Below are 22,647 nucleotides of genomic sequence, written 5' to 3'. Positions count from 1 at the left end.
AGGAGCTATCCCATGGCTGTACCGCTGAAGATCACCGTGCTCGCTGCGTTCATGCTCCTTGGCGCCTGCCGCAGCGAGCCGATCAACTTTCACACCCTGACGCTGGTGGAGCTGTCGGCGTCCCGGGCCGGCGCGCAGATTCCGATCGAGGGGATCAGCGTGCCGCCGCAAGTCGACCGCCCGCAAATCGTCATCCGTCAGGGCAACAATGGCCTGGCGATTCTGGAAACCCAATGGTGGGGAGCGAGTCTGGCGGATGAGTTGCGCAGTGCCTTGAGCGATCAACTGAGCAATACCGGCAGTCGTGGCAATGTTTCGGTGCGTATCGATGTGCAGCGTTTCGACTCGATCCCCGGACACTATGGGCTGATCGACGTCAAATGGCGCCTGCGCCCGAGCGGTGCGGCGGACAACGCTCTGCTGACCTGCCATTCAACCTTGCAAACACCCTCCGGCCCGAGCATCGACGAACTGGTGGCCGCGCAACAGAACAACGTCAAACGCCTGGCAGCCCTGATCAATCAGGCAGCGGGCAACGCTCGCTGCCCGTCAGCCTCCTGAGCCGCCGACAGCGTGACCGTGAAACGGCAGCCATTAGGCTCGCGAGTGACCAACTGAACCTGCCAGCGTTGATGGCTGCAGATCCGCTGCACCAGCGACAACCCCAGCCCAAGGCCTTCACCGCGCTGTTCGTCACCGCGCACGAACGGCTGGAACATCGCGTGACGTTTTTCTTCCGGAATACCGATGCCGCTGTCCTCGACCACAAAGCTGTCTTCGAGCAGGGTCAACCGGACAAAGCCCTGATCGGTGTAATGCCAGGCATTGCGCAGCAGATTGCCCATGACCGACTGCAAGAACGTCAGGTCATAACGCGCGCTGCCCGCCAGTTGCGGCTCGTAGATAAACTCCAGACCCTTTTCGCCAATCAATCGCCCCCAGATTTCTACCTGGGCGTCGGCGATAGATTTGAGTGTGCAAGTGGATTCGGTGCCGAGCTCCTCCGGCTTGCGCGCCAGCATCAAGAAGGTCTCAACCAGTTGGCGCATTTCTGCGCTGGCCCGGGCGATGCGTTTGACTTGTTGGGTGGAGCGCGCATCCAGCGAAGGGTTGGCCAGCAACAGCTCGCAGGAACTGGCCAGAATCATCAGCGGTGTGCGCAGTTCATGGCTCACGTCACTGGTGAAAAGCTTTTCCCGGTTCAGGGTTTCGCGTAACCGGCCGAGTGTCTGGTCGAAAGACAGCGCCAGCGCCCCAACCTCGTCATCGGCGTAATCCGGATGCAGCGCCGGTGCCAGTGCGATCAACTGGTCACGATGACGCACCTGCCCCGCCAGGCGAATCACCGGCGCCATGACTTGCCGCGCCAGCAGCCTGCCGAGCGCGACCGCCAGCATGACGCTGAGGATGAACCCGACTATCACCACCACGAACAGCAGGTGTTCACGTTGTTCGAAGCTTTCCTGATTGCGCAACAGCACATATTTACGGCCGCCGACCGCCTCGACCATCGCATAGAAGTCGTCGCCGTTGAACGTGATCTCTTGAAACCCCACGGGCAGTTCCGCCAGTTGCGGTGTCAGCGCCATGGGCCCGGGGCCGTTCTCGAAAAAAAACAGTTCGCTTTTTTCCGGCTCGTGGCGCCACTGGTTGATGTCGTCCATCGCCAACAACCGGCGCAAGCCACCGCTGAGGGCGGTCATGGTCAACTTGTGCTCCACGACATGCACGGTAGCCACAATGCCCATTGCGAAGACACCGGCCACCACCGCGCTCATCAAGGCGAACACAATCACAATCCGATTGGCGAGGCTTTGCTTGAGGTCCATCCGGTTCAACGACTCCAGTGCTGAGGTAAGGCGGCAAGGGCCCGCGCGACGCCATTGCCCAAAGCTCGCAGCTTCGCCTTGCCCGGCGCTCTTGTTAAGTACTTAAAATAACAAAACGCTTATTTGAGTTTAGTTATCAAATAGGCGTTTCCGTTAATACCTGCTCTTGCCTCGCAAATTTTTCACATGTTCTTCACTGCTCCGCCACGACTCTGAACGTAGTGTTCAGCAGCCATTCAAGCAGACCACCGTAAAGTAACTAACCTCCTGGAGCTTACGTTGCACTTTGCGTGTGAACTGAATGGAACTCGGGAATGACAAGGGGCAACGTCGTGGTTGAATTAGCACAAGTACAATCAGCACCCAAGAGGTCGTACCTCTCGCGTCCGCGTGCCTGGGCAGCCATCGTAGTCGGCGTGCTGGTGATCAGTCTGATTTGTGGCTTTGTCTGGCTGCAGCGTTCACCGGCCAACCTGCGCTATGTCAGCGCATCTGCCACCCAGGAGTGGGTCAAAGCCTGGCAGGCTGGCGAGGTCGTCGCGCTGGTCCGCCATGCCGAGCGTTGTGACCGCTCGAGCAATGTTTGCCTGGGGCCGGCAGACGGTATCACTCAGCTGGGCAGTGCCTCTGCAGCCACCGTGGGCCGGGCCTTTACGCAACTGGGAATGCAGCAGACTCAGGTGTTCACCAGCCCGCTGACGCGCACTGCACAAACGGCTCACTACATGTTCGGTCGCGACGCCGTGGCCGCGGAATGGCTGGAAACCTGTGGCCCAACGATGCGCAATGAGGTGGTGGCGCACAAGACCGCAGGACAGAACATGATCCTGGTGACCCACAGCGGCTGCATCGCCGATTTCGAACGGCAAACCGGTTACCCACGCGCGGTCGCCGCCGAATATGGCAGCACGGTTTTAGCTCGAATAGATGCGCAAGGCAAACTTGAAGTAATCGGCATCATGAACCCTGAAGGCTGGCAACGATTAGCCAAGTAATCTTCCGACTTGATCAAGTAAAAAACACTCGGGCAATGCTCTGGCACAGGCTATTGGTGCTTATGAAATTGTAATAAGAAATTTTTTTCACTTTGAAAAACTGGAAATATTTCATTTTAAAGCTTGTCTTTTCGAGGAGAACTTAACGCTGGAAGCAGACCCGTTCTCTGAATACAGGACACGCCCTTCGGGCGTGCTCGCCTCTGCATTCATTCAACCCAGTGCCGCGCCTGCAACGGATATCGCCAGGCGCAACACTGAAACGCACACTTTGTACTGCACCAAGGTCCAGTCATGACGTCTGAGAACAAACCGTTGCACCATGCAGCGTTGAATTTGCCGCGCCTCCACCAGAGCACTCTGATCGAACGCTTTGCGATACCCGGGCTGGTGCTGGCATTCGTGATGTTTTATCTGCTGCCGCTGATGACCCACGGCCTGTGGATTCCCGATGAAACCCGCTATGGGCAGATCAGCCAGGAAATGCTGCAGAGCGGCAACTGGGTGGCGCCGCACTTCATGGGCATTCGCTATTTCGAAAAACCGATTGCCGGCTACTGGATGATTGCCATCGGCCAAGCCATTTTCGGTGAAAACCTGTTTGGCGTACGCATCGCCTCGGCGCTCAGCACGGGCGTGAGCGTCTGGCTGGCCTATCTGCTGGCCCGTCGCCTGTGGAACAACCCGCGCATCAGTGCCGCTTGTGCCCTCCTTTATATGAGCTTCGGCCTGATCGCAGGGCAGGCTGGCTATGCCAACCTCGATCCGCAATTCACCTTGTGGGTCAACCTCAGCCTGGTGGCGATCTGGTTTGCCATCGACAGCAATACCCCGCGCGCGCGTCTGGGCGGCTGGGCATTGTTGGGATTCGCTTGTGGCATGGGTCTGATGACCAAAGGTTTCCTCGCTCTGATGCTGCCGGTGCTGATTGCCCTGCCCTACATGATCTGGCAGCGACGCTTTGGCGAGTTGGTGCGTTATGGCCTGGTCGCCGTTGCGGTGGCCGCGCTGGTCAGCGTGCCATGGGCACTGGCCGTGCATTACCGTGAACCGGATTTCTGGCGATTCTTCTTCTGGCACGAACACATCCGGCGTTTTGCCGCCGGCGAAGATGCACAGCACGCACGGCCATGGTGGTTCTACCTGCCGTTGCTGTTTGCTTCTACCTTGCCATGGGCCCTGCTGTTGCCTTCGACGCTGCTGCGCACCTGGCGCGAAAAACGCGATCCGAAAATCGCCTTCCTCGCCTTGTGGTTCCTGCTGCCGCTGGCATTTTTCAGCGCGAGCAGCGGCAAACTGCCGACCTACATCATGCCGTGCATGCTGCCGTTGGCCCTGTTGATGGGCTACACGGTAATGAACTGGATAGCTGACCAGAACGGGCGCGTCTTGCGCATCAACGGTGTGGTCAACGTGGTGCTGGCCATTGCTGCGCTGGTTGCACTGATCTACCTGCAAGCGACCCGTGAAATTTACGAACACACCGAAATGTTCAGCCTGTCGCTGGGATATATCGTGTTGCTCGGCTGGCTCATTGCCGGCGCGCTGCAAACCGTGCGCCCACTGACGCTGTGGGCGATGCCGGCGCTGGGCATCGGCTTGCTCGTCGCACTGCTGCCTGCCGCCATGCCGGCGACCATCGTCAACAGCAAGATGCCGGATCAGTTCATTGCCGAACACCAGCAGGAACTCAGCCAGACCCGCTCGTTGCTGAGTAACGACCTGGGGGCGGCTTCTGCGTTGTCATGGCGCTTGCGTCGCCCGCAAGTCGACCTGTTCAACACCGTTGGCGAGCTCAAGTACGGCCTCGATGACCCGGCCATGGCGTCACGCAAGGTCAGCCTCGACGGTGTAGGCGAGTGGATGACCGAAGCGCGCAAAAAAGGCTCGGTGGGTGTGGTGATGCGCGTCAACAGCACCTCCGACGAACAACAACTCGAGCTGCTGCCAATAGACGGCAAGCACTACCGCCGTGGGCAAATCGAAATCCTCATTTTCAGCCAGAGCCAGCCATGACCCAGACCAGGACTGAACGCAGGCAGTTGCTGCTTCTGCTGGCCGCGACTGCCCTGCTGTTATTGCTCGGTCTGGGCAGTCGCGAGCTGTGGGGGGCGGAAACCCGCTGGGCCAATATCGCCTTGCAGATGCTGCAGAGCGGCGACTATTTCGATCCCTATCTCAAAGGCAGTCCTTATTACGACAAACCGCTGCTGTCGTACTGGCTGATCACCGCCACCGCCTGGTTCACGGGTGGACTGGGGCCTTGGTCGTTGCGCCTGTCATCGGTGATTTCCGCGTGGTTCAGCGTGTGGCTGGTGTACCTCATCGGCGAGCAACTGTTTCGCAAAGGCACCGGGCTGATTGCCGGATGGATGCTGGCGACCACGTTCTACTTCGTGTTCTGGGCCCGAGTCGCCACTGCCGACATCCTCACCGTTTGCGGTGTACTGGCGGCCGTCTGGTGGTACTGGCGCGGCCCGGATGACACCCGCTTCTGGCGCTACGTAGTGTTCTTCGGCCTGCTGTCGCTGACCTCGCTGTTCAAGGGCCTGATCGGTTTCATCCTGCCGGGGCTGGTGCTGCTGCCACACCTGCTCAGTGAGCACCGCTGGAAACGTCACCTGAACCTGCGACTGTTCGCGGCGATAGTGATCGCCGGGGCGTTTTACATGACGCCGTTCGTGCTCTCGCACTTCTACGGCGCGCCCAACTACGAACAAAGCGGCCTGGGGCTGGTACTGCGTGAAAACGTTGTGCGGTTTTTCCAGCCGTTCGATCAGTTCGGGCCGATTTACACCTACTTGATCTACCTGCCGGTCTACACCCTGCCCTGGGCGCCGTGCTGGTTGATCGCCTTGTGGGTGGCCGCGCGCAACTGGAAGCACATCGAACCGGATACCCGCTGGCTGATTCAAGGGCTCGCGTTGCTGATGCTGTTCTTCACCGCCAGTGGCAGCCGCCGCAGCTATTACGTCTTGCCGCTGGTGCCCCTCGCGCAACTGCTGGGTGCCTGGTGGGTGACCCGGCGCATGGCCGCTCGCCACAGCGAAGGCCGCGGGCTGAAGATCGGTTTCGCTGTCACCACCGTGTTGCTTGCCGCGATATTGGGTGTGCTTTACCCGTGGACCAACAGCGGCGGCGGTGTCATCCGCTTCGGCGAACAGGTTCGCGAGCAGGCCAGTCAGCAGGCACCGTTGAATCAATGGCGCATGGTCATGGTCGAGGTCGACAACAAAGTGCCGATGTACCTGCAAACCGGTGGTGCACCGTTCTACTACGTGCCGGAAACGATCCAGGACTTTCCGCACAATGGCGACACAGCAACGCTGATCGCCTGGCTGGAACGCACCAGCGGAGAACGGTGGGACCCGCAACGCACAATTTTCGTGGCGCAATACCGTTCCGGTGACGCCGTGCCGCTCGATGCATTGAAGGCTGACCATCAGGTCATTACCACCACGCCCACCCGTGGCGAGCAGGTCTTTCACGGGCGGGAAGACCAGAGCGTGGCTTACATCCCCCACTCCTGAGCGATGACGTTAAGACAAAAGTAGAGAGTCGCGGTAAATTTGAATGGCAATGACAACTATTAACGGCTTCTTTGACGTTTTTTTCTCATTTGCCACCCTACATTGCCGCGACTCGACACTTGCAAATCGTTCGCATTGTTTCCTGCGAGGGTTTGCTCATAACGTCTGAAAACAGGAGCTGCCCGAATGAATCCACGCTTTCCATCCTTCTTCAAGCGCGCATTGCTGGCCACCGCGTTGCTCGGCACCGGGCATGCTGTTGCCGCCGACTCGGTGGGTCTGGTGGTTTACAACGCGCAGCATGAAACGCTGACCAAGGCCTGGGTGGCCGGTTTCACCGAGGAAACCGGAATCCCGGTGACCATTCGCAACGGCGATGACACCGAGATGGGCAACCAGCTCGTGCAGGAAGGCGCCGCCTCGCCGGCAGACGTATTCCTCACCGAGAACTCCCCGGCGATGGTGCTGGTGGACAACGCCAAATTGTTTACGCCGCTGGCGCCCGCGACCCTTGAACAAGTCGACGCTGCCTACCGTCCGGCCCACGGCAATTGGGTCGGCATCGCTGCCCGTTCCACCGTGTTCGTCTACAACCCGAACAAGCTGACTGAAAAAGACCTGCCCAAATCCCTGCTCGACCTCGCCACCCCAGCCTGGAAAGGCCGATGGGCCGCCTCCCCGGCTGGCGCGGACTTCCAGGCGATCGTCGCCGCTGTGCTGCAACAGAAAGGCGAAGCCGCCACGCTGGAATGGCTCAAGGGCATGAAGACCAACGCCACGATCTATCGCGGCAACAGTGCGGTACTGAAAGCGGTGAACGCCGGGCAGATCGACAGCGGCGTGATTTACCACTATTACAGCTTCGTCGATCAATCCAAGACCGGCGAGAACAGCAAAAACACCCAGTTGTACTACTTCAAACATCAGGATCCGGGCGCGTTCGTCAGCACCTCCGGCGCCGGCGTGCTGGCATCGAGCAAGCATCAGGATGAAGCGCAGAAGTTCGTCAAATACATCACCAGCAAGGAAGGTCAGGAAGTGCTCGAAACCGGCACCTCCTTCGAATACGCCGTGGGTAAAGACGCGCCGTCCAATCCGAAGCTGACCCCGCTGAAAACCCTCGATGCGCCGAAAGTCGATGCGTCGACCCTCGACAGCAAAAAAGCCGTCGAGCTGATGACCCAGGCCGGGTTGCTCTAAGTGATGCCCGAAACCTTGCCTGCACCGGCCGTTGCGACGGCCCCCGCCAGTCTCCTCCACCCGCCCCGCACGCTGGCCGGGCGCGGCAGTTCGTGGGTGGTGAGCTCGGCGGTGCTGGTGTCGTTGCTGTCACTGCTGCCGATTGCCTTCGTGATCGGCGTGGCGTGGTACACCGGTTGGGCGACCCTCGAAGCCCTGGTGTTTCGCCCGCGGGTCGGCGAGTTGCTGATCAACACCGTGCTGCTGGTGCTGATCACCTTGCCGCTGTGCATTGTGCTCGGGACAACCCTGGCCTGGCTGACCGAACGCAGCAATCTGCCCGGCCGGCGTCTGTGGTCGCTGCTGGCGGTTGCGCCACTGGCCGTGCCGGCGTTCGTCCACAGTTATGCGTGGGTCAGTTTGATTCCGTCGATCCACGGTCTGCCGGCCGGCGTGCTGGTGTCGGTGATCGCCTATTTCCCGTTTCTGTATTTGCCGATTGCCGCGACCTTGCGCCGTCTCGATCCGGCGATTGAAGATGTCGCTCAGTCCCTCGGGCTGAAGCCGTGGGCGGTGTTTTTCCGGGTGGTGTTGCCGCAATTGCGCCTGGCAATCTGCGGTGGCGCGTTGTTGGTCGGTCTACATTTGCTGGCCGAATACGGCCTGTACGCGATGATCCGTTTCGACACGTTCACCACGGCGATCTTCGATCAGTTCAAATCGACCTTCAACGGCCCGGCCGCCAACATGCTCGCCGGGGTTCTGGCGCTGTGCTGTCTGGCGATGCTCACGGCGGAATCCGCTGCTCGTGGCCAGGCGCGTTATGCGCGGGTCGGTTCCGGCAGCGCCCGGGATCAGCGCAGTGTGCAACTGGGGCGTGGCGCGACAACCTTGGCGCTGCTGCTGCAAACGCTGACGTGCTTGTTGGCACTTGGTGTGCCGTTGCTCACGCTGGGCCGCTGGCTGGTGGCCGGTGGTGCGCAGGTCTGGCAAGGCGACGAGCTGTTGCCAGCCTTGCTGCAAACCCTGTCGTATGGCGTGGCCGGCGCATTGTTGACCAGTGTCGCGGCGATTCCCATTGCGTGGCTGTCGATCCGCTCTCCGGGCAAGCTCCAGCGCTTGCTGGAAGGCTGCAACTACATCACCAGTTCACTGCCCGGCATTGTCGTTGCTTTGGCGCTGGTCACCGTGACCATTCATTTCGCCCGGCCGATCTACCAGACCACCATCACGGTGCTCTTGGCCTATCTGCTGATGTTCCTGCCGCGGGCGCTGGTCAGTCTGCGCGCCGGTTTCGCGCAAGCCCCGGTCGAGCTGGAAAACATCGCACAAAGCCTTGGCCGCTCGCCGTTGCGCGCATTGTGGCTGATCACTGTGCGCCTGGCGGCTCCCGGCGCGGCGGCAGGTGCGGCGCTGGTGTTCCTGGCAATCACCAATGAGCTGACCGCAACCCTGCTGCTCGCGCCCAACGGCACGCGCACCCTCGCTACCGGTTTCTGGGCGATGACCAGCGAAATCGATTACGCCGCCGCAGCGCCTTACGCGTTTTTGATGATCCTGCTTTCACTGCCGCTGACGGCCATTCTCTATCACCAATCCAGGCGTACCGCTGGCCGATGAACGCTCTCGAACTGCACAACCTCAGTAAAACCTTCGGCGCGCAGAAGGCGCTCGACGACGTCAGCCTCAACGTGCCGACCGGCAGCCGCACGGTGATCGTCGGCCCCTCCGGTTCCGGCAAAACCACGCTGTTGCGGATGATCGCCGGGTTCGAATTCCCCGACAGCGGCAGCATTACGCTCAACGGCCAGACGCTGGTCGATCGCAGCCACGCGGTGCCGGCCTATCAACGGCAGATCGGCTACGTGCCGCAGGACGGTGCGTTGTTCCCGCACATGACGGTGGCGGCGAACATCGGCTTCGGTCTGGCCCTGACCGGTGCGGCCCGCACCCAGCGCATCCTCGAGTTGATGGACAGCGTGGCGCTCGACGCCAACATGGCCCACCGTTGGCCGCATGAGCTGTCGGGCGGCCAGCAACAGCGGGTCTCGCTGGCCCGCGCTCTGGCGCAACAACCACGACTGATGCTGCTGGATGAGCCGTTCTCCGCCCTCGACACCGGCTTGCGCAGTGCCATGCGCAAAATGGTCGCGCGCCTGCTCGAAGACGCCGGCGTCACCACCATTCTGGTGACTCACGATCAGAGCGAGGCGTTGTCGTTTGCCGATCAATTGGCCGTGATGCGCAGTGGCCGGCTGGTGCAGTCCGGGCATCCGATGGATCTCTACCGCTATCCGGAGGATGAACAGACCGCGCACTTTCTCGGCGAAGCGGTGGTCCTGCCCGCGCAGATCGAGGCGGGTTGGGCGCATTGCGACCTGGGTCCGGTGGCAGTGAACAGCAACGGTTTCAGTGGCGCCGCGCAAATCATGCTGCGCCCCGAACAACTGCAGATCGCCGAGGTGGCCTCTGACAGTTACGGCTGCCACGCGCGGGTCACCGACCGTGATTTTGCCGGCAACACCTGCACTTTGACGGTTGAACTGAGTTCATCCGCGACTCAGGATCCGGCCCGTTCGATTCTGGTGCGCAGCACCGGCATGCACGCACCGCCCGCCGGCAGCGCGGTGCAGCTGTCGGTGCTCGGTGCGGCGCATGTGTTTGGCCTGAACTGATCAGAGATCGAAGCGATCCACCGCCCGCCGCCGCTCGTTGTCATCGCGCACATCGTAGTTGGCGGTGGTCTGGATGTTGCTGTGATGCGCCAGTTTCTGCGCAATCGACAGGTCGTGCTCCTCGATCACCCGAGTGATGAACGAGCGACGGAAATCGTGGGGCATGATCTTCACCCCGACCTGCATACCCCGTTGGCGGGCAATGTAGTAGATCGCATGCTTGGTAATGCGCTCGCGGGTGATGTGGCTGCCACGGCGAATGCGGTTGAACAGAAAGGCATCGTCGCTCTCACCTTCCTTGAGCTGCGAACGGCGCAGTTCGAGCCACGCATCGAGCTTGCTGAATGCCCACGCCGGGGCGTACTTGATCAACTGCTTGTTGCCCTTGGCGGTGACGCACAGGCTGCGCTCTGTGAAGTCGACCTGATTCAGGTCCAGGTCCACCGATTCCGACTTGCGCATACCGGTGCCGTACAGCAACGCGATGATTGCCGCATCGCGCAGGCCCTGCGGGCGCGGGTCGGCAGCGCAGACTTCCATCAATTCGTGAATCAACGTGCGCTTGAGATTGCGCCCCTGGGACAACCGTGTGCCGGCAATGCCCTTGACCGAGCGCATCTTCAAAAGATGTTCCTGGCTGATCAGGCTCATGCGCCAGGCCTCGTTCATGACGCCGCGCACCGCATTCACATACAACGAAGAAGTGTTCGGTGCGTAGTTGTCTGCGCGTAATGCAGCAACCAGTGCAACAACATCTTCTGGTTGCAAGGCATGCCAGGGAATCTCTTCGACATTCATGTCTTCAAAGCCCAGGCGATCGGCCGCATCTTGCAGCACGTAACGCATGGTCAATTGGCTGGAGGGCGCCAAACGCGCGAGGTACAGGCTCATCGGGTTGGTTTTTGGAGCGTCGGGGGTTGCAGCAACTAAATCAATCAAACGTTAAACCTTGAGTAAAAAATGTACAGCACTACAACAACTAACAAATGCAATGTACTTGAAGTAAAGAAGGTACTTGAGCGGCACTGTCGGACAAAAAACTGCGATGGACGGCAGAAGCCTGAACAGCGGCTGTATAAGTGACAGATAAACGATTCGCCAACCGGTTTTTCATGTTCCTTTCACAAAAACCGGCATAACCTTAATTCCCATAGGTTCGGTAGTGGCTATGCCCCAACCTGCCGGGCAAATCGTGAAAAGTCAATCAATCCCCGACGTCATGCTTTTTTTGCCAAGTTATTGATGCAGGAGCGCTTTTCTGTGTCTACGCTGTGGTTGGATCCAACAGTTGCGTGAGTCCATCCTTTTATTTTTTGCAATGAGGTGCCCATGAGTCAGGCGTTTCTCCCCTTCTCTCGCCCCAGTATCGGCGATGAGGAAATTGCCGCTGTCGAGCAGGTGTTGCGCTCGGGCTGGATCACCACGGGGCCGAAAAACCAGGCACTCGAAGAGCAATTTGCGCAGTACGTGGGTTGCAAGCACGCGGTGGCCTTGTCTTCGGCCACCGGTGGGATGCACATCACGCTGCTGGCCCTGGGCATCGGCCCGGGCGACGAAGTCATCACCCCGTCGCAGACCTGGGTCTCGACCGCCAACATGATCTCCCTGCTGGGCGCCAAACCGGTGTTCGTCGATGTCGACCGCGACACGCTGATGACCGACGCTGCACGCATCGAAGCGGCCATCACCCCGCGGACCAAGGCAATCATTCCGGTGCACTATGCCGGCGCAGCATTCGATCTCGATCCGCTGTATGCCCTGGCCGACAAACACGGCATCCCGGTCATCGAAGACGCCGCCCACGCAGCCGGCACGCGCTACAAGGGGCGTCACGTCGGTTCGCAAGGCACGGCGATCTTCTCGTTCCACGCGATCAAGAACATGACCTGTGCCGAAGGCGCGATGTTCGTCACCGACGACGAAGCCCTCGCCAGCCGCGTGCGCATGCTCAAATTCCACGGCCTGGGCGTCGACGCCTATGACCGTCTGACCGGTGGCCGCAAGCCGCAGGCACAAGTGATGGAGCCGGGCTTCAAATACAACCTGGCCGACATCAACGCCGCGATTGCCCTCGTGCAGTTGCAGCGCCTGGACGAAATCAACGCCCGCCGCACCGAACTGGCCACGACCTATTTGCAAAAGTTCGAAGGCCTGCCAGTGCAACCGCTGGCCCTGCCCGACTACGCCCAGCAACACGCCTGGCACCTGTTCATCCTGCGCATCGACAGCGAGCGTTGCGGCATGGACCGCGAAGCCTTCATGAAGGCGTTGCAGGATCAGGGCATCGGCACCGGTATCCATTTCATCGCCACCCACTTGCACACCTGGTATCGCCAGCGTGACCCCGACCTCTACCTGCCCAACACCGAATGGAACTCGGCGCGGCTGTGCTCGATTCCGCTGTTCCCCGACATGACCGGTCAAGACCTTGACCGGGTGGTCGGTGCCATCGCACACATCATGGAAAAACGCCTGTGAAACCTTATCCAATCCGTAGCGTGTCGATCGTCATCCCGGTCTACAACGAACAGGAAAGCCTGCCCGAGTTGCTGCGTCGTACCGAGGCGGCCTGCCGCCAGTTGCATCACGATTTCGAAATCGTGCTGGTCGACGACGGCAGCCGCGACGAATCGGCAAACATGCTTGAAGAAGCCGCCGGGCGTGAGAACAGCCCGTTCGTGGCGGTCATTCTCAACCGCAACTATGGTCAGCACGCCGCGATCATGGCCGGTTTCGAACAGTGCAAGGGCGACGTGGTGATCACCCTCGACGCCGACCTGCAGAACCCGCCGGAAGAAATCCCGCGACTGGTGGCCGAGGCCGAAAAAGGTTACGACGTGGTCGGCACCGTGCGCGGCAATCGTCAGGATTCGGCGCTGCGCCGTTATCCGTCGAAGCTGATCAACCTTGCCGTGCAGCGCTCCACTGGCGTTGCCATGAGCGACTACGGCTGCATGCTGCGCGCCTACCGCCGCACCATCATCGACGCGATGCTCGCCTGCCGCGAACGCAGCACGTTCATCCCGATCCTGGCCAACAGCTTCGCCCGTCACACCACCGAAATCGTCGTGGCCCACGCCGAGCGTGAACACGGCGACTCGAAATACAGCCCGATGCGCCTGATCAACCTGATGTTCGATCTGGTGACCTGCATGACCACCACGCCGCTGCGTCTGCTCAGCATCGTCGGCTTCGCCATGGCCGGTCTGGGTGTGCTGTTCGCCGTTGCGCTGATCGTTCTGCGTCTGGCCTTCGGTGCCGGTTGGGCCGGTGACGGCATGTTCGTGCTGTTCGCCGTGCTGTTCGTGTTCACCGGTGGCCAGTTCATCGGCATGGGCCTGCTGGGTGAATACCTGGGCCGCATGTACAGCGATGTCCGCGCCCGTCCACGTTTCTTCATCGAAAAGGTGTTGCGCAGCCAGCCGGCCGCTCCGGCCCCTGCCGTCACCGTTGATGGTCTTTCTTCTACCGCTACTTCTTCCACTTCCGATCAGGTTCTCTCATGAGTGCAAAAACTGTTGTCTTCGCCTACCACGATATTGGCTGCGCCGGCATTGAAGCCCTGCTCAACAGCGGCTATGACATTGCAGCAGTGTTCACTCACGCCGATGATCCGAAAGAAAACGCGTTCTATGCCTCGGTTGCACAGCTGTGCGCCAACAAAGGCATCCCGGTGCACGCCCCGGAAGACGCCAACCACCCGCTGTGGATCGAGCGCATCGCCAAGCTGGACCCGGAGTACATTTTCTCCTTCTACTACCGCAACCTGCTGAGCGAGCCACTGCTGGCCCTGGCCAAAAAAGGTGCATTCAACCTGCACGGTTCGCTGTTGCCGCGCTACCGCGGCCGCGCTCCGGCGAACTGGGTGCTGGTCAACGGCGAAACCGAAACCGGCGTGACCCTGCACCGCATGGTCAAGCGCGCTGATGCCGGCGCCATCGTTGCCCAGCAGCGCGTTGCCATCGACCGCAGCGACACCGGCCTGACCCTGCACGCCAAACTGCGCACCGCCGCCAGCGACCTGCTGCGCGATACCCTGCCGAACATGCTGCAAGGCAAGATCACTGAAACCCCGCAGGACGAATCGAAAGCCACCGTGTTCGGTCGTCGCACCCCGGCGGACGGCAAACTGGTCTGGGCCAAACCGGCCGAAGAACTGTTCAACCTGGTGCGCGCCGTGACCCGTCCTTACCCGGGTGCGTTCTGCGCCGTGGGCGAGCACAAACTGATCGTCTGGAGCGCCGACGTCGTCAAGGGCAACGAAGGCCAGGCGCCAGGCCGCGTGATCAGCGTCGATCCGCTGCGCATTGCCTGCGGTCAGGACTCGCTGGTGATCAACGCCGGTCAGCGCAACGACAACGGTCTGTACCTCAGCGGCCCGCAACTGGCCAACGAACTGGGTCTGGTGGATGGCTCGCTGCTGCGCGGCGCCGAATCCGGGCGTGCGCCACGTCGTACCCGCGTGCTGATCCTCGGTGTCAACGGCTTCATCGGTAACCACCTGTCCGAGCGCCTGCTGCGTGACGACCGCTACGAAGTCTACGGTCTGGACATCGGCTCCGACGCGATCGACCGCCTGCGCAGCCACCCGAACTTCCACTTCGTCGAAGGCGACATCAGCATTCACTCCGAGTGGATCGAGTACCACATCAAGAAGTGCGACGTGGTCCTGCCGCTGGTGGCCATCGCCACGCCGATCGAATACACCCGCAACCCGCTGCGCGTATTCGAACTGGACTTCGAAGAAAACCTGAAGCTGGTTCGCTACTGCGTCAAGTACAACAAGCGCGTGATCTTCCCGTCGACCTCCGAAGTCTATGGCATGTGCCAGGACAAGAACTTCGACGAAGACAGCTCGAACCTGATCGTTGGCCCGATCAACAAGCAGCGCTGGATCTACTCGGTCTCCAAGCAACTGCTGGACCGCGTGATCTGGGCTTACGGCGCCAAGGGCCTGAACTTCACCCTGTTCCGTCCGTTCAACTGGATGGGTCCGCGTCTGGACCGACTGGATTCGGCCCGTATCGGCAGCTCCCGCGCCATCACCCAGTTGATCCTCAACCTGGTGGAAGGCACGCCAATCCGCCTGTTCGACGGTGGCGAGCAGAAGCGTTGCTTCACCGACATCGCTGACGGCGTTGAAGCACTGGCGCGCATCATCGACAACGACAACGATGTCTGCAACGGTCAGATCATCAACATCGGCAACCCGGACAACGAAGCCAGCATCCGTCAACTGGGCGAGGAGCTGCTGCGTCAGTTCGAAGCACACCCGCTGCGTCACAACTTCCCGCCGTTCGCCGGTTTCCGCGACGTGGAAAGCAAGGCGTTCTACGGTGCCGGTTACCAGGACGTGGAGCACCGCAAACCAAGCATTGCCAACGCCAAGCGCCTGCTGAACTGGGAGCCGACCGTGGAAATGCGCGAGACCATCGGCAACACCCTGGACTTCTTCCTGCGTGAAGCCATGCTCGAAATCGCGGACAAGAAGTAATGCAGGCAGGTCTTCGTATCGATGTCGACACCTACCGCGGCACCCGAGAAGGTGTGCCGCGTCTGTTGGAGATGCTCGACGAGGCACAGGTCAAGGCAACGTTTTTCTTCAGTGTCGGCCCGGACAACATGGGCCGGCATCTGTGGCGCCTGATTCGCCCGCAGTTCCTCTGGAAAATGCTGCGTTCCAACGCTGCCGGCCTGTACGGCTGGGACATTCTGCTGGCCGGCACCGCCTGGCCCGGCAAACCGATTGGCCGTGATCTCGGGCACCTGATGCGTCAGGCCCGGGACGCCGGTCACGAGGTTGGCCTGCACGCCTGGGATCACCATGGCTGGCAGGCCAATGCCGGTCGCTGGAGTGACGCGCAACTGATCGAACAGATCCGTCGCGGCGTCGACACCTTGAGCGACATCCTCGGCGAAAAGATCCAGTGTTCGGCCGCCGCCGGTTGGCGTGCGGACGAGCGCGTGATCGAGGCCAAGCAGACTTTCGGCTTTCGCTACAACAGCGATTGCCGTGGGCAGAGCCTGTTCCGTCCGCTGCTGGCGGACGGCACACCGGGCACGCCGCAGATTCCAGTGGACCTGCCGACCTTCGACGAAGTCGTCGGCCCGCACGTGGCGGCGAAGGACTTCAACGCCTTCATCCTCGACCGGTTCCAGTCGCAAGCACTCAACGTCTACACCATTCATGCCGAAGTAGAAGGGATTCTGATGGCTCAGGACTTTCGTCAATTGCTGGCCGATGCACGCCAGCGCCACATTGACTTCCAACCCTTGGGCAACTTGCTGCCCGAGTATTTCAACACCTTGCCCGTGGGCCGCGTGCAACGCGGTGCGCTCGAAGGCCGCGAAGGCTGGCTGGGAGTGCAAGGCGCATGACCAGACGCTGGGCACTGCCGCTGTTGGTCGGCCTTTGTCTGCTGGCCTATCTGTTGCCGTTGAGCACCCATGGCCTGTGGATCCCCGACGAAACCCGTTACGCACAGATCAGCCAGGACATGCTGCTCAGTGGCAACTGGGTGTCGCCGCATTTCATGGGCCTGCGTTATTTCGAGAAGCCGATTGCCGGCTACTGGATGATCGCCATCGGCCAGGAACTGTTCGGGCAGAACCTGTTCGGCGTGCGCTTCGCGTCGGCCCTCAGCACGGCTTTGAGTGTGTTGCTGGCCTACCTGGTCGCACGCAGGCTATGGAACGATCCGCGCAAGAGCTTCGTCTGCGCCCTGCTCTACATGAGTTTCACAGTCGTCGCCGGTCAGGCCGGGTACGCCAACCTCGATCCGCAATTCACCTTCTGGGTCAACCTGAGTCTGGTGGCGCTGTGGTTTGCGCTTGACAGCAAAAGCACCGGGCACCGCCTGGGCGCCTGGGCGCTACTGGGGCTGGCCTGCGGCATGGGCTTCATGACCAAGGGCTTTCTCGCCTGGTTGCTGCCGGTGCTGATCGCGTTGCCGTGGATGCTCTGGCAGAAACGCTGGCGTGAATTGCTGGTGTTCGGTCCGGTGGCCATCGCCATCGCGATCGTCGTCAGCTTGCCGTGGGCACTGGCGGTGCACGCACAGGAACCGGATTACTGGCGGTTTTTCTTCTGGCACGAACACATCCGCCGCTTCGCCGGTGACGATGCGCAGCACGATGCGCCATGGTGGTTTTACCTGCCGCTGCTGGTGGCGTTCAGTCTGCCGTGGGTTGGCCTGTTGCCGACCGCGTTCAAGCAAGCCTGGCAAACCCGGGCCCAGCCGAACATGGTTTTCCTGCTGTTGTGGCTGTGGTTGCCGCTGGGCTTTTTCAGCCTGAGCAACGGCAAGCTGCCGACCTACATCCTGCCGTGCCTGCTGCCATTGGCACTGCTGCTGGGCAATGCGCTGGCTGATCGTCTGCGTCTGGAACAAGGTCGGGCGCTGGGGATCAATGGTCTGCTGAACCTGCTGCTGGGTGTGGTCACGCTGATCGCACTGGTTTACCTGCAACTGAACAAACCGGTGTACGACCACGAACTGCACAGCATGGTGCTGGTGTTCATTGCCTTGATCGGCTGGATCATCGCCAACCTGGCGCAAGCGTTCCTGCCGCTGCAATGCTGGGCGGCACCGGCGCTGGGCAGCCTGCTGCTGGCCGGGATCCTGCCGGCGGCGTTGCCCAAATCGGTGGTGGCCAACAAAACCCCGGATCAGTTCATCCGCCATCACGTCACTGAACTGTCCGGTGCCACGCACTTGCTGAGCAACGATCTGGGCGCCGCAGCGGCACTGGCCTGGCGCATGAAACAACCAGAGGTCGCGCTGTACAACACGGTCGGCGAACTCAAATACGGTCTGTCCTACCCGGAAGGTGCTGAACGCCGACTCACCAAAGACAACGTTCAGCAATGGGTACGTGAAGCGCGCCGCAGCGGCTCGGTCGGCGTGCTGATGCGCGTCAAGGGTCAGGACGAACTTGAAGAACTCGATCTGCTGCCTAAAGACGGTACCCGTTACGAATCGGGCAATCTGGTGATCATGGTGCTGCCCAAGGATCCGTCATGAGTTGGTTGCTGTTACTGACGGCGTGTCTGCTGACGTGTCTGGGGCAAGTCGCACAGAAATTCGCCGTGGAGAGCTGGCGCGGCGTTGAGTCGTCGTGGGCTGACAAACTGCGTTCGCCGTGGTTGTGGCTGGCGCTGTTTTCACTCGGCAGCGGGCTGCTGGTCTGGCTGCTGGTGCTGCAACGTCTTGAAGTGGGCATCGCTTACCCGATGCTCAGCCTCAACTTCGTGCTGATCACCCTGATCGCCCGCTTCGTCTTTCGCGAGCCCATCGACCGCCAGCATTGGCTGGGCGTGGTGCTGGTGATCGGTGGCGTGGTTTTGCTGGGGCAACAGTCATGAACCAGGCACGAGGTATCGGTTTTGCGCTGGCCAGCGTGGGTCTGGTCAGCGCTGCCCAGTTGGGGATGCGCTGGAGCATGACGCGCCTGCCGCAACCGGAACAATGGCTGGCGGCGTTGAGCACTGGCAGTGTCGATCTGTCGGCACTGGCCGTGGTGGTGGCGGCAATTTTCGCCTACGCCCTGTCGATGCTCTGCTGGCTCGCGGCCTTGCGCGATCTGCCGCTGGGGCGGGCCTATTCACTGTTGAGCATCAGCTATGCGCTGGTGTACCTGCTGGCGGCCAGTCTGCCGCTGTTCAACGAATCGTTCAGTTTCACTAAATCGCTGGGCGTGGCACTGGTCATGCTCGGGGTCATCACTATTAACACTCGTCCGTCTCGTGCGCCCGAATTCAGGAGTGCTCCATGAAAATCACAGTATTTGGTAGCGGTTATGTCGGTCTGGTGCAGGCCGCCGTGTTGGCCGAAGTCGGTCACGACGTCGTGTGCATGGACATCGATCAGAAGAAAGTCGAACTGCTGCGCCAGGGTCACGTCAGCATCTTCGAACCGGGCCTGTCGAGCCTGGTGCGCGAAGGTCTGGACTCCAGCCGCCTGCATTTCACCTCGGATGAAAAACTCGCCGTGCAGCACGGTCGTGTCGCATTCATCGCCGTGGGTACACCGTCCAGCGACGATGGCTCGGCTGACTTGAAATACGTGCTGTCGGTGGGTGACGCGGTGGCGCGCCACCGTGAGCAGCCGCTGATTCTGGTGGAGAAATCCACCGTACCGGTTGGCACCGGCGACACCCTGCGTGCGCACATTCAAGCCGCGCTCGACAAGGCCGGTCGTGAGCTGCAGTTCGATATCGTCTCCAACCCGGAATTCCTCAAGGAAGGTTCGGCGGTGTCCGACTGCCGTCGTCCGGACCGCATCGTCATTGGCTGCGAAGGTGACGACGTGCGCGATGTGATGCGCGACCTGTACTCGCCATTCAACCGCAACCACGACCGTATCATGTTCATGGACCTGCGCAGCGCCGAGCTGACCAAATACGCCGCCAACTGCATGCTGGCGACCAAGATCAGCTTCATCAACCAGATCGCCGAACTGGCCGAACACCTGGGCGCCGACATCGAATCGGTCCGTCAGGGCATCGGTGCCGACACGCGCATCGGTTACCACTTCATCTACCCGGGCTGCGGTTATGGCGGCTCGTGCTTCCCCAAAGACATGCGCGCGCTGATTCACAGCGCCGAGCAGGCGCACTGCTCCAGCGACCTGCTGCAAGCGGTCGAAGCGATCAACGAGCGGCAGAAGCACAAGCTGTTCGACCGTATCAACGCGTTCTATAAGGGTGACCTGCGCGGCAAGACCTTCGCCCTGTGGGGCCTGGCGTTCAAGCCAAACACCGACGACATGCGCGATGCGCCGAGCCGCGTGCTGCTCGATTCGCTGTTCGCCGCTGGCGCCAGTGTGCGCGCGTTCGACCCGGAAGCCATGCAGGAAACCCAGCATCTGTACCCGAACGAAGAAAAACTGATGCTGATGGGCACCCCGGAATCGGTGCTGGCCGGTTCCGATGCGCTGATCATCTGCACCGAATGGCAGCAATTCAAGGCGCCGGATTTCGACCTGATCGAGCAACGCCTGAAAGCCCCGGTGATCTTCGATGGCCGCAACCTGTACGACGCCGAGCGTCTGGCGCGCAATGGCTTCAAGTACTTCCCGATCGGCCGAGGCGATTCGCGCAAACTGCCGATGCCACTGCAGCAGTGGCCTAACAAAGCGGAAGTCGCTTGATCACGTTGTCGCCTGTCATCCGCCGGCAGTCCCTGATCGCAGGGCTGCTGGCACTGCTGTTGTTTATCGCCGGGGTTTACGGACAGGCTCCCATTGGCTTCGATTCACGTTTTGTGCTGTTTGCCCAAGAGATGCTCAGGCACGGGCCAACGGTATTCCCGACGACCTACGGGCAGCCGTACGCCGATTATTCGGCGCTCTCGACGCTGTTCATCTGGCTGTTGTCGCTGCCCTTCGGCGCGATCAATACCCTGACGGCGTGGCTGCCGAGCGCCATTGCCGGCGGCGTGATCGTGACGTTGATGTACCGCTTGCTGGCGGTGCATTCGCAGCGTTGGGCGTTGATCAGCATTGCGCTGCTGATGCTCACCAGCACCTTCGTCACCGAAGTACGCGCGGTGTCGCAAGACCTGATGCTCGCAGCCGTGGCGCTGTCGGTGTTTTATCTGGGTTACGCGCACGACCACTTTGGCTCGCGCCGACGCTGGCCGCTGATCTTTGTCCTGTTGCTGCTGGGTTTTGGTATCCGTGGGCCGATCGGCCTGGTGGTGCCGACCGGCATGCTCTGCAGTTACTACCTGCTCAATCGTGAGTGGAAACGCCTGTTGGTGTTCGGTGTGCTGGCGTCGATCCTGCTCGCCGCGTGCGTGGGGCTGCTGTTGTGGCTGGCCAGACTCAGTGGCGGCGAAGCGTTCCTGCAAGACGTGATCCGCATGCAGTTCATGGGGCGCATGGACGGCAGTGAAGGCGTCAGCGGTTCGCTGTATTACTTCACCAGTTCCATGGGCAACTACGCACTGGCGTATCCGCTGGCGATCCTGGCGTTGGCGGCGACCTGGCTGAGCAAACCGCATCAGCGCGGGCCGGCCTTGCGTCTGGTGCAATACTGCGCGGCTGCCGGGCTGATCGTCATGGTTGGCCTGTCGATTCCGCAGGCGAAGAAGGCGCGTTACCTGCTGCCGATGTTGCCGATGGCGGCGATCATCGCGGCGTACCCGTTTCAGGTGCTGCACGGTCGGGTGTTCCGCGTATTGCGTGGGTTGATCCAAGGCATTTGGCTGGTGACGCCGGGACTGTTGATGGTGGCCCTGCTGGTTGCCAAACGCCGCTTCCCCGAGCAGCTCGACGGTCTGACTCTGGTGCTGATCGTACTCGGTGTTCTGCAATTGCTCGCGTTGTCGCGCCTGTTGATGCCGCGTTGGCGTGCCGAAGTGCTGGCGCTGTGCTCGGTGCTCGCATTGTGGATGGTGTATGCCGCGGTGTTCGAACCGGTGGAGCGACGCTTGTACGACACGCAGGCGTTCAGTCGCGACGCGTTCGCGCAGGTGCAGCAGAACCCGGCACCGCTGGTGCTGCACGGCATGGGCAAAGACGCCAAGGCGATCAAGTTCATGGTCAACGTCGAGCAGGACCTGCAACCGCAGTTCACCGAAACGGTGCAGCAACTCGAAGCCCTCAAAGGCCCGGCCTGGCTGATGATGGACAGCAAGGACCTGCAATCGCTGCAGGGCACCTCGCTGGCGGGTCTGCAACCGGTACTGACCGGCCGTTTCGACAAGAACGATTACGTGCTGCTGTACCTGAAACCCTTGTAGGAACTGATTGAGGCTGCGATCTTTTGCGCTTTCGGGAAAAAGATCGCAGCCTGCGGCAGCGCTTACAGGGACTTTTACCATGAGTTTTGTTGTACGCCGGGCGCGGCAGAGTGATGCCGACGCCCTCCCCGCCATTGAACGCTCGGCCGCCGAGCTGTTTCGCACAGATCCGACCCTCGCCTGGCTGGCCGACACCGACGTGGCCAGCGCCGCGCAACATCGCCAATTCATCGACCATGCCCACGTCTGGGTCGCCGAAACCACCTCGGCGCAGCTCGCAGGGTTTATCCGCGCGCAGGATGTTGGCAAGCAACTGCACATTGAGGAACTGTCCGTCGGCCTGGTGTTTCAGGGTCAGGGCGTGGGCCGTCAACTGCTGCTGGCCGCGATTGAACATGCCCGCCGCGAGCAGATGCGCGCCGTGACCCTGACCACGTTCCACGACGTGCCGTGGAATGCGCGGTTTTATCAGCGGATGGGGTTTGTGGAAGTCGCACCCGGTGAGCACGAAGCGCATTTGCTCAATGCCCTGCAGAACGAAATCGAACAGGGTTTTGCCGCCGAGCGACGCTGCGCCATGCAGCTGAGTTTGCCCTGACAGGACAAATCCCTTGTAGGAACGAGCCCGCTCGCGATAGCGTCCTGTCAGTCAACTGCGTTGGCGCCTGACACTCGGTATTTGTGGGCAGGCTC

The 22,647-nt window shown here is 61.0% G+C and carries 19 protein-coding genes; 17 read left to right on the top strand and 2 right to left on the bottom strand.

From position 1 onward, the window contains the following. Nucleotides 1–12 precede the first annotated feature (12 nt). A complete protein-coding gene (locus tag B1722_RS02680) occupies nucleotides 13–561 on the top strand; it encodes a membrane integrity-associated transporter subunit PqiC (protein WP_086791204.1) in 549 nt (182 codons plus the stop codon). Here B1722_RS02680 and B1722_RS02675 read toward each other — a convergent pair. Beyond that, nucleotides 522–1,829: a HAMP domain-containing sensor histidine kinase gene (locus B1722_RS02675; RefSeq protein WP_086791202.1), complete on the bottom strand. Its 1,308-nt coding sequence runs from the start codon at nucleotides 1,827–1,829 to the stop codon at nucleotides 522–524. The genes B1722_RS02680 and B1722_RS02675 overlap by 40 nt on opposite strands. 314 nt (nucleotides 1,830–2,143) lie before the next feature. Here B1722_RS02675 and B1722_RS02670 point away from each other — a divergent pair, with 314 nt between their 5' ends. The 6 genes from B1722_RS02670 to B1722_RS02645 all read left to right on the top strand — a co-directional run bounded on the left by B1722_RS02670 (nucleotide 2,144) and on the right by B1722_RS02645 (nucleotide 10,208). After that, nucleotides 2,144–2,824 carry a histidine phosphatase family protein gene (locus B1722_RS02670; protein ID WP_086791200.1) on the top strand — a complete coding sequence of 227 codons (681 nt, stop codon included), beginning with the start codon at nucleotides 2,144–2,146 and terminating at the stop codon, nucleotides 2,822–2,824. Between the two features lie 294 nt (nucleotides 2,825–3,118). Then, nucleotides 3,119–4,840 (top strand): lipid IV(A) 4-amino-4-deoxy-L-arabinosyltransferase, encoded by a 1,722-nt coding sequence (gene arnT / locus B1722_RS02665; RefSeq protein WP_041063823.1) that lies wholly within the window; start codon nucleotides 3,119–3,121, stop codon nucleotides 4,838–4,840. Next, the gene (locus tag B1722_RS02660) at nucleotides 4,837–6,354 is read left to right on the top strand and encodes a glycosyltransferase family 39 protein (RefSeq protein ID WP_086791198.1); all 1,518 of its coding nucleotides are present in this window, start codon (nucleotides 4,837–4,839) and stop codon (nucleotides 6,352–6,354) included. The genes arnT (B1722_RS02665) and B1722_RS02660 overlap by 4 nt, the downstream gene beginning before the upstream one ends. Before the next feature lie 186 nt (nucleotides 6,355–6,540). After that, nucleotides 6,541–7,554 (top strand): iron ABC transporter substrate-binding protein, encoded by a 1,014-nt coding sequence (locus B1722_RS02655; protein ID WP_086791197.1) that lies wholly within the window; start codon nucleotides 6,541–6,543, stop codon nucleotides 7,552–7,554. A 3-nt stretch (nucleotides 7,555–7,557) separates the two neighbouring features. After that, on the top strand, nucleotides 7,558–9,153 hold the full coding sequence (locus B1722_RS02650) for an iron ABC transporter permease (protein WP_086791195.1): 1,596 nt from the start codon (nucleotides 7,558–7,560) through the stop codon (nucleotides 9,151–9,153). Then, on the top strand, nucleotides 9,150–10,208 hold the full coding sequence (locus B1722_RS02645; protein ID WP_086791193.1) for an ABC transporter ATP-binding protein: 1,059 nt from the start codon (nucleotides 9,150–9,152) through the stop codon (nucleotides 10,206–10,208). The genes B1722_RS02650 and B1722_RS02645 overlap by 4 nt, the downstream gene beginning before the upstream one ends. Here B1722_RS02645 and xerC read toward each other — a convergent pair whose 3' ends face one another. Continuing rightward, nucleotides 10,209–11,099 (bottom strand): tyrosine recombinase XerC, encoded by an 891-nt coding sequence (gene xerC, locus B1722_RS02640; protein ID WP_086791191.1) that lies wholly within the window; start codon nucleotides 11,097–11,099, stop codon nucleotides 10,209–10,211. 438 nt (nucleotides 11,100–11,537) lie between these two features. On the opposite strand from xerC, the gene arnB reads away from it, so the two are divergent. The 10 genes from arnB (at nucleotide 11,538) to B1722_RS02590 (ending at nucleotide 22,552) form a co-directional block, all read left to right on the top strand. Beyond that, nucleotides 11,538–12,686, top strand: coding sequence for a UDP-4-amino-4-deoxy-L-arabinose aminotransferase (arnB, locus tag B1722_RS02635; protein WP_086791189.1), 1,149 nt, complete (start codon nucleotides 11,538–11,540; stop codon nucleotides 12,684–12,686). Further along, nucleotides 12,683–13,714, top strand: a complete 1,032-nt coding sequence (gene arnC, locus B1722_RS02630) for an undecaprenyl-phosphate 4-deoxy-4-formamido-L-arabinose transferase (RefSeq protein ID WP_086791187.1) — start codon at nucleotides 12,683–12,685, stop codon at nucleotides 13,712–13,714. Before arnB ends, arnC begins: the two co-directional genes overlap by 4 nt. Next, on the top strand, nucleotides 13,711–15,702 hold the full coding sequence (gene arnA / locus B1722_RS02625) for a bifunctional UDP-4-amino-4-deoxy-L-arabinose formyltransferase/UDP-glucuronic acid oxidase ArnA (RefSeq protein WP_086791185.1): 1,992 nt from the start codon (nucleotides 13,711–13,713) through the stop codon (nucleotides 15,700–15,702). Before arnC ends, arnA begins: the two co-directional genes overlap by 4 nt. After that, nucleotides 15,702–16,586, top strand: coding sequence for a 4-deoxy-4-formamido-L-arabinose-phosphoundecaprenol deformylase (gene arnD, locus B1722_RS02620; RefSeq protein ID WP_041063807.1), 885 nt, complete (start codon nucleotides 15,702–15,704; stop codon nucleotides 16,584–16,586). The genes arnA and arnD overlap by 1 nt, the downstream gene beginning before the upstream one ends. Beyond that, entirely contained in the window at nucleotides 16,583–18,232 is a 1,650-nt protein-coding gene (gene arnT, locus B1722_RS02615; protein WP_086791184.1) for a lipid IV(A) 4-amino-4-deoxy-L-arabinosyltransferase, read from the top strand. Before arnD ends, arnT (B1722_RS02615) begins: the two co-directional genes overlap by 4 nt. After that, nucleotides 18,229–18,573, top strand: a complete 345-nt coding sequence (arnE, locus tag B1722_RS02610) for a 4-amino-4-deoxy-L-arabinose-phosphoundecaprenol flippase subunit ArnE (protein WP_086791181.1) — start codon at nucleotides 18,229–18,231, stop codon at nucleotides 18,571–18,573. Before arnT (B1722_RS02615) ends, arnE begins: the two co-directional genes overlap by 4 nt. Then, nucleotides 18,570–18,983, top strand: a complete 414-nt coding sequence (gene arnF / locus B1722_RS02605; protein ID WP_086791179.1) for a 4-amino-4-deoxy-L-arabinose-phosphoundecaprenol flippase subunit ArnF — start codon at nucleotides 18,570–18,572, stop codon at nucleotides 18,981–18,983. Before arnE ends, arnF begins: the two co-directional genes overlap by 4 nt. Beyond that, entirely contained in the window at nucleotides 18,980–20,359 is a 1,380-nt protein-coding gene (locus B1722_RS02600; protein ID WP_086791177.1) for a UDP-glucose/GDP-mannose dehydrogenase family protein, read from the top strand. Before arnF ends, B1722_RS02600 begins: the two co-directional genes overlap by 4 nt. Further along, nucleotides 20,356–21,954, top strand: a complete 1,599-nt coding sequence (locus B1722_RS02595) for a glycosyltransferase family 39 protein (RefSeq protein WP_086791175.1) — start codon at nucleotides 20,356–20,358, stop codon at nucleotides 21,952–21,954. Before B1722_RS02600 ends, B1722_RS02595 begins: the two co-directional genes overlap by 4 nt. Nucleotides 21,955–22,033: 79 nt before the next feature. Then, nucleotides 22,034–22,552, top strand: a complete 519-nt coding sequence (locus B1722_RS02590) for a GNAT family N-acetyltransferase (protein WP_086791173.1) — start codon at nucleotides 22,034–22,036, stop codon at nucleotides 22,550–22,552. Nucleotides 22,553–22,647: the final 95 nt, after the last annotated feature.

The organism is Pseudomonas sp. SCPG-7 (assembly GCF_002156405.1).
Classification (GTDB): Bacteria; Pseudomonadota; Gammaproteobacteria; order Pseudomonadales; family Pseudomonadaceae; genus Aquipseudomonas; species Aquipseudomonas parakoreensis.
This window is presented reverse-complemented; position numbering and strand designations above follow the sequence as displayed.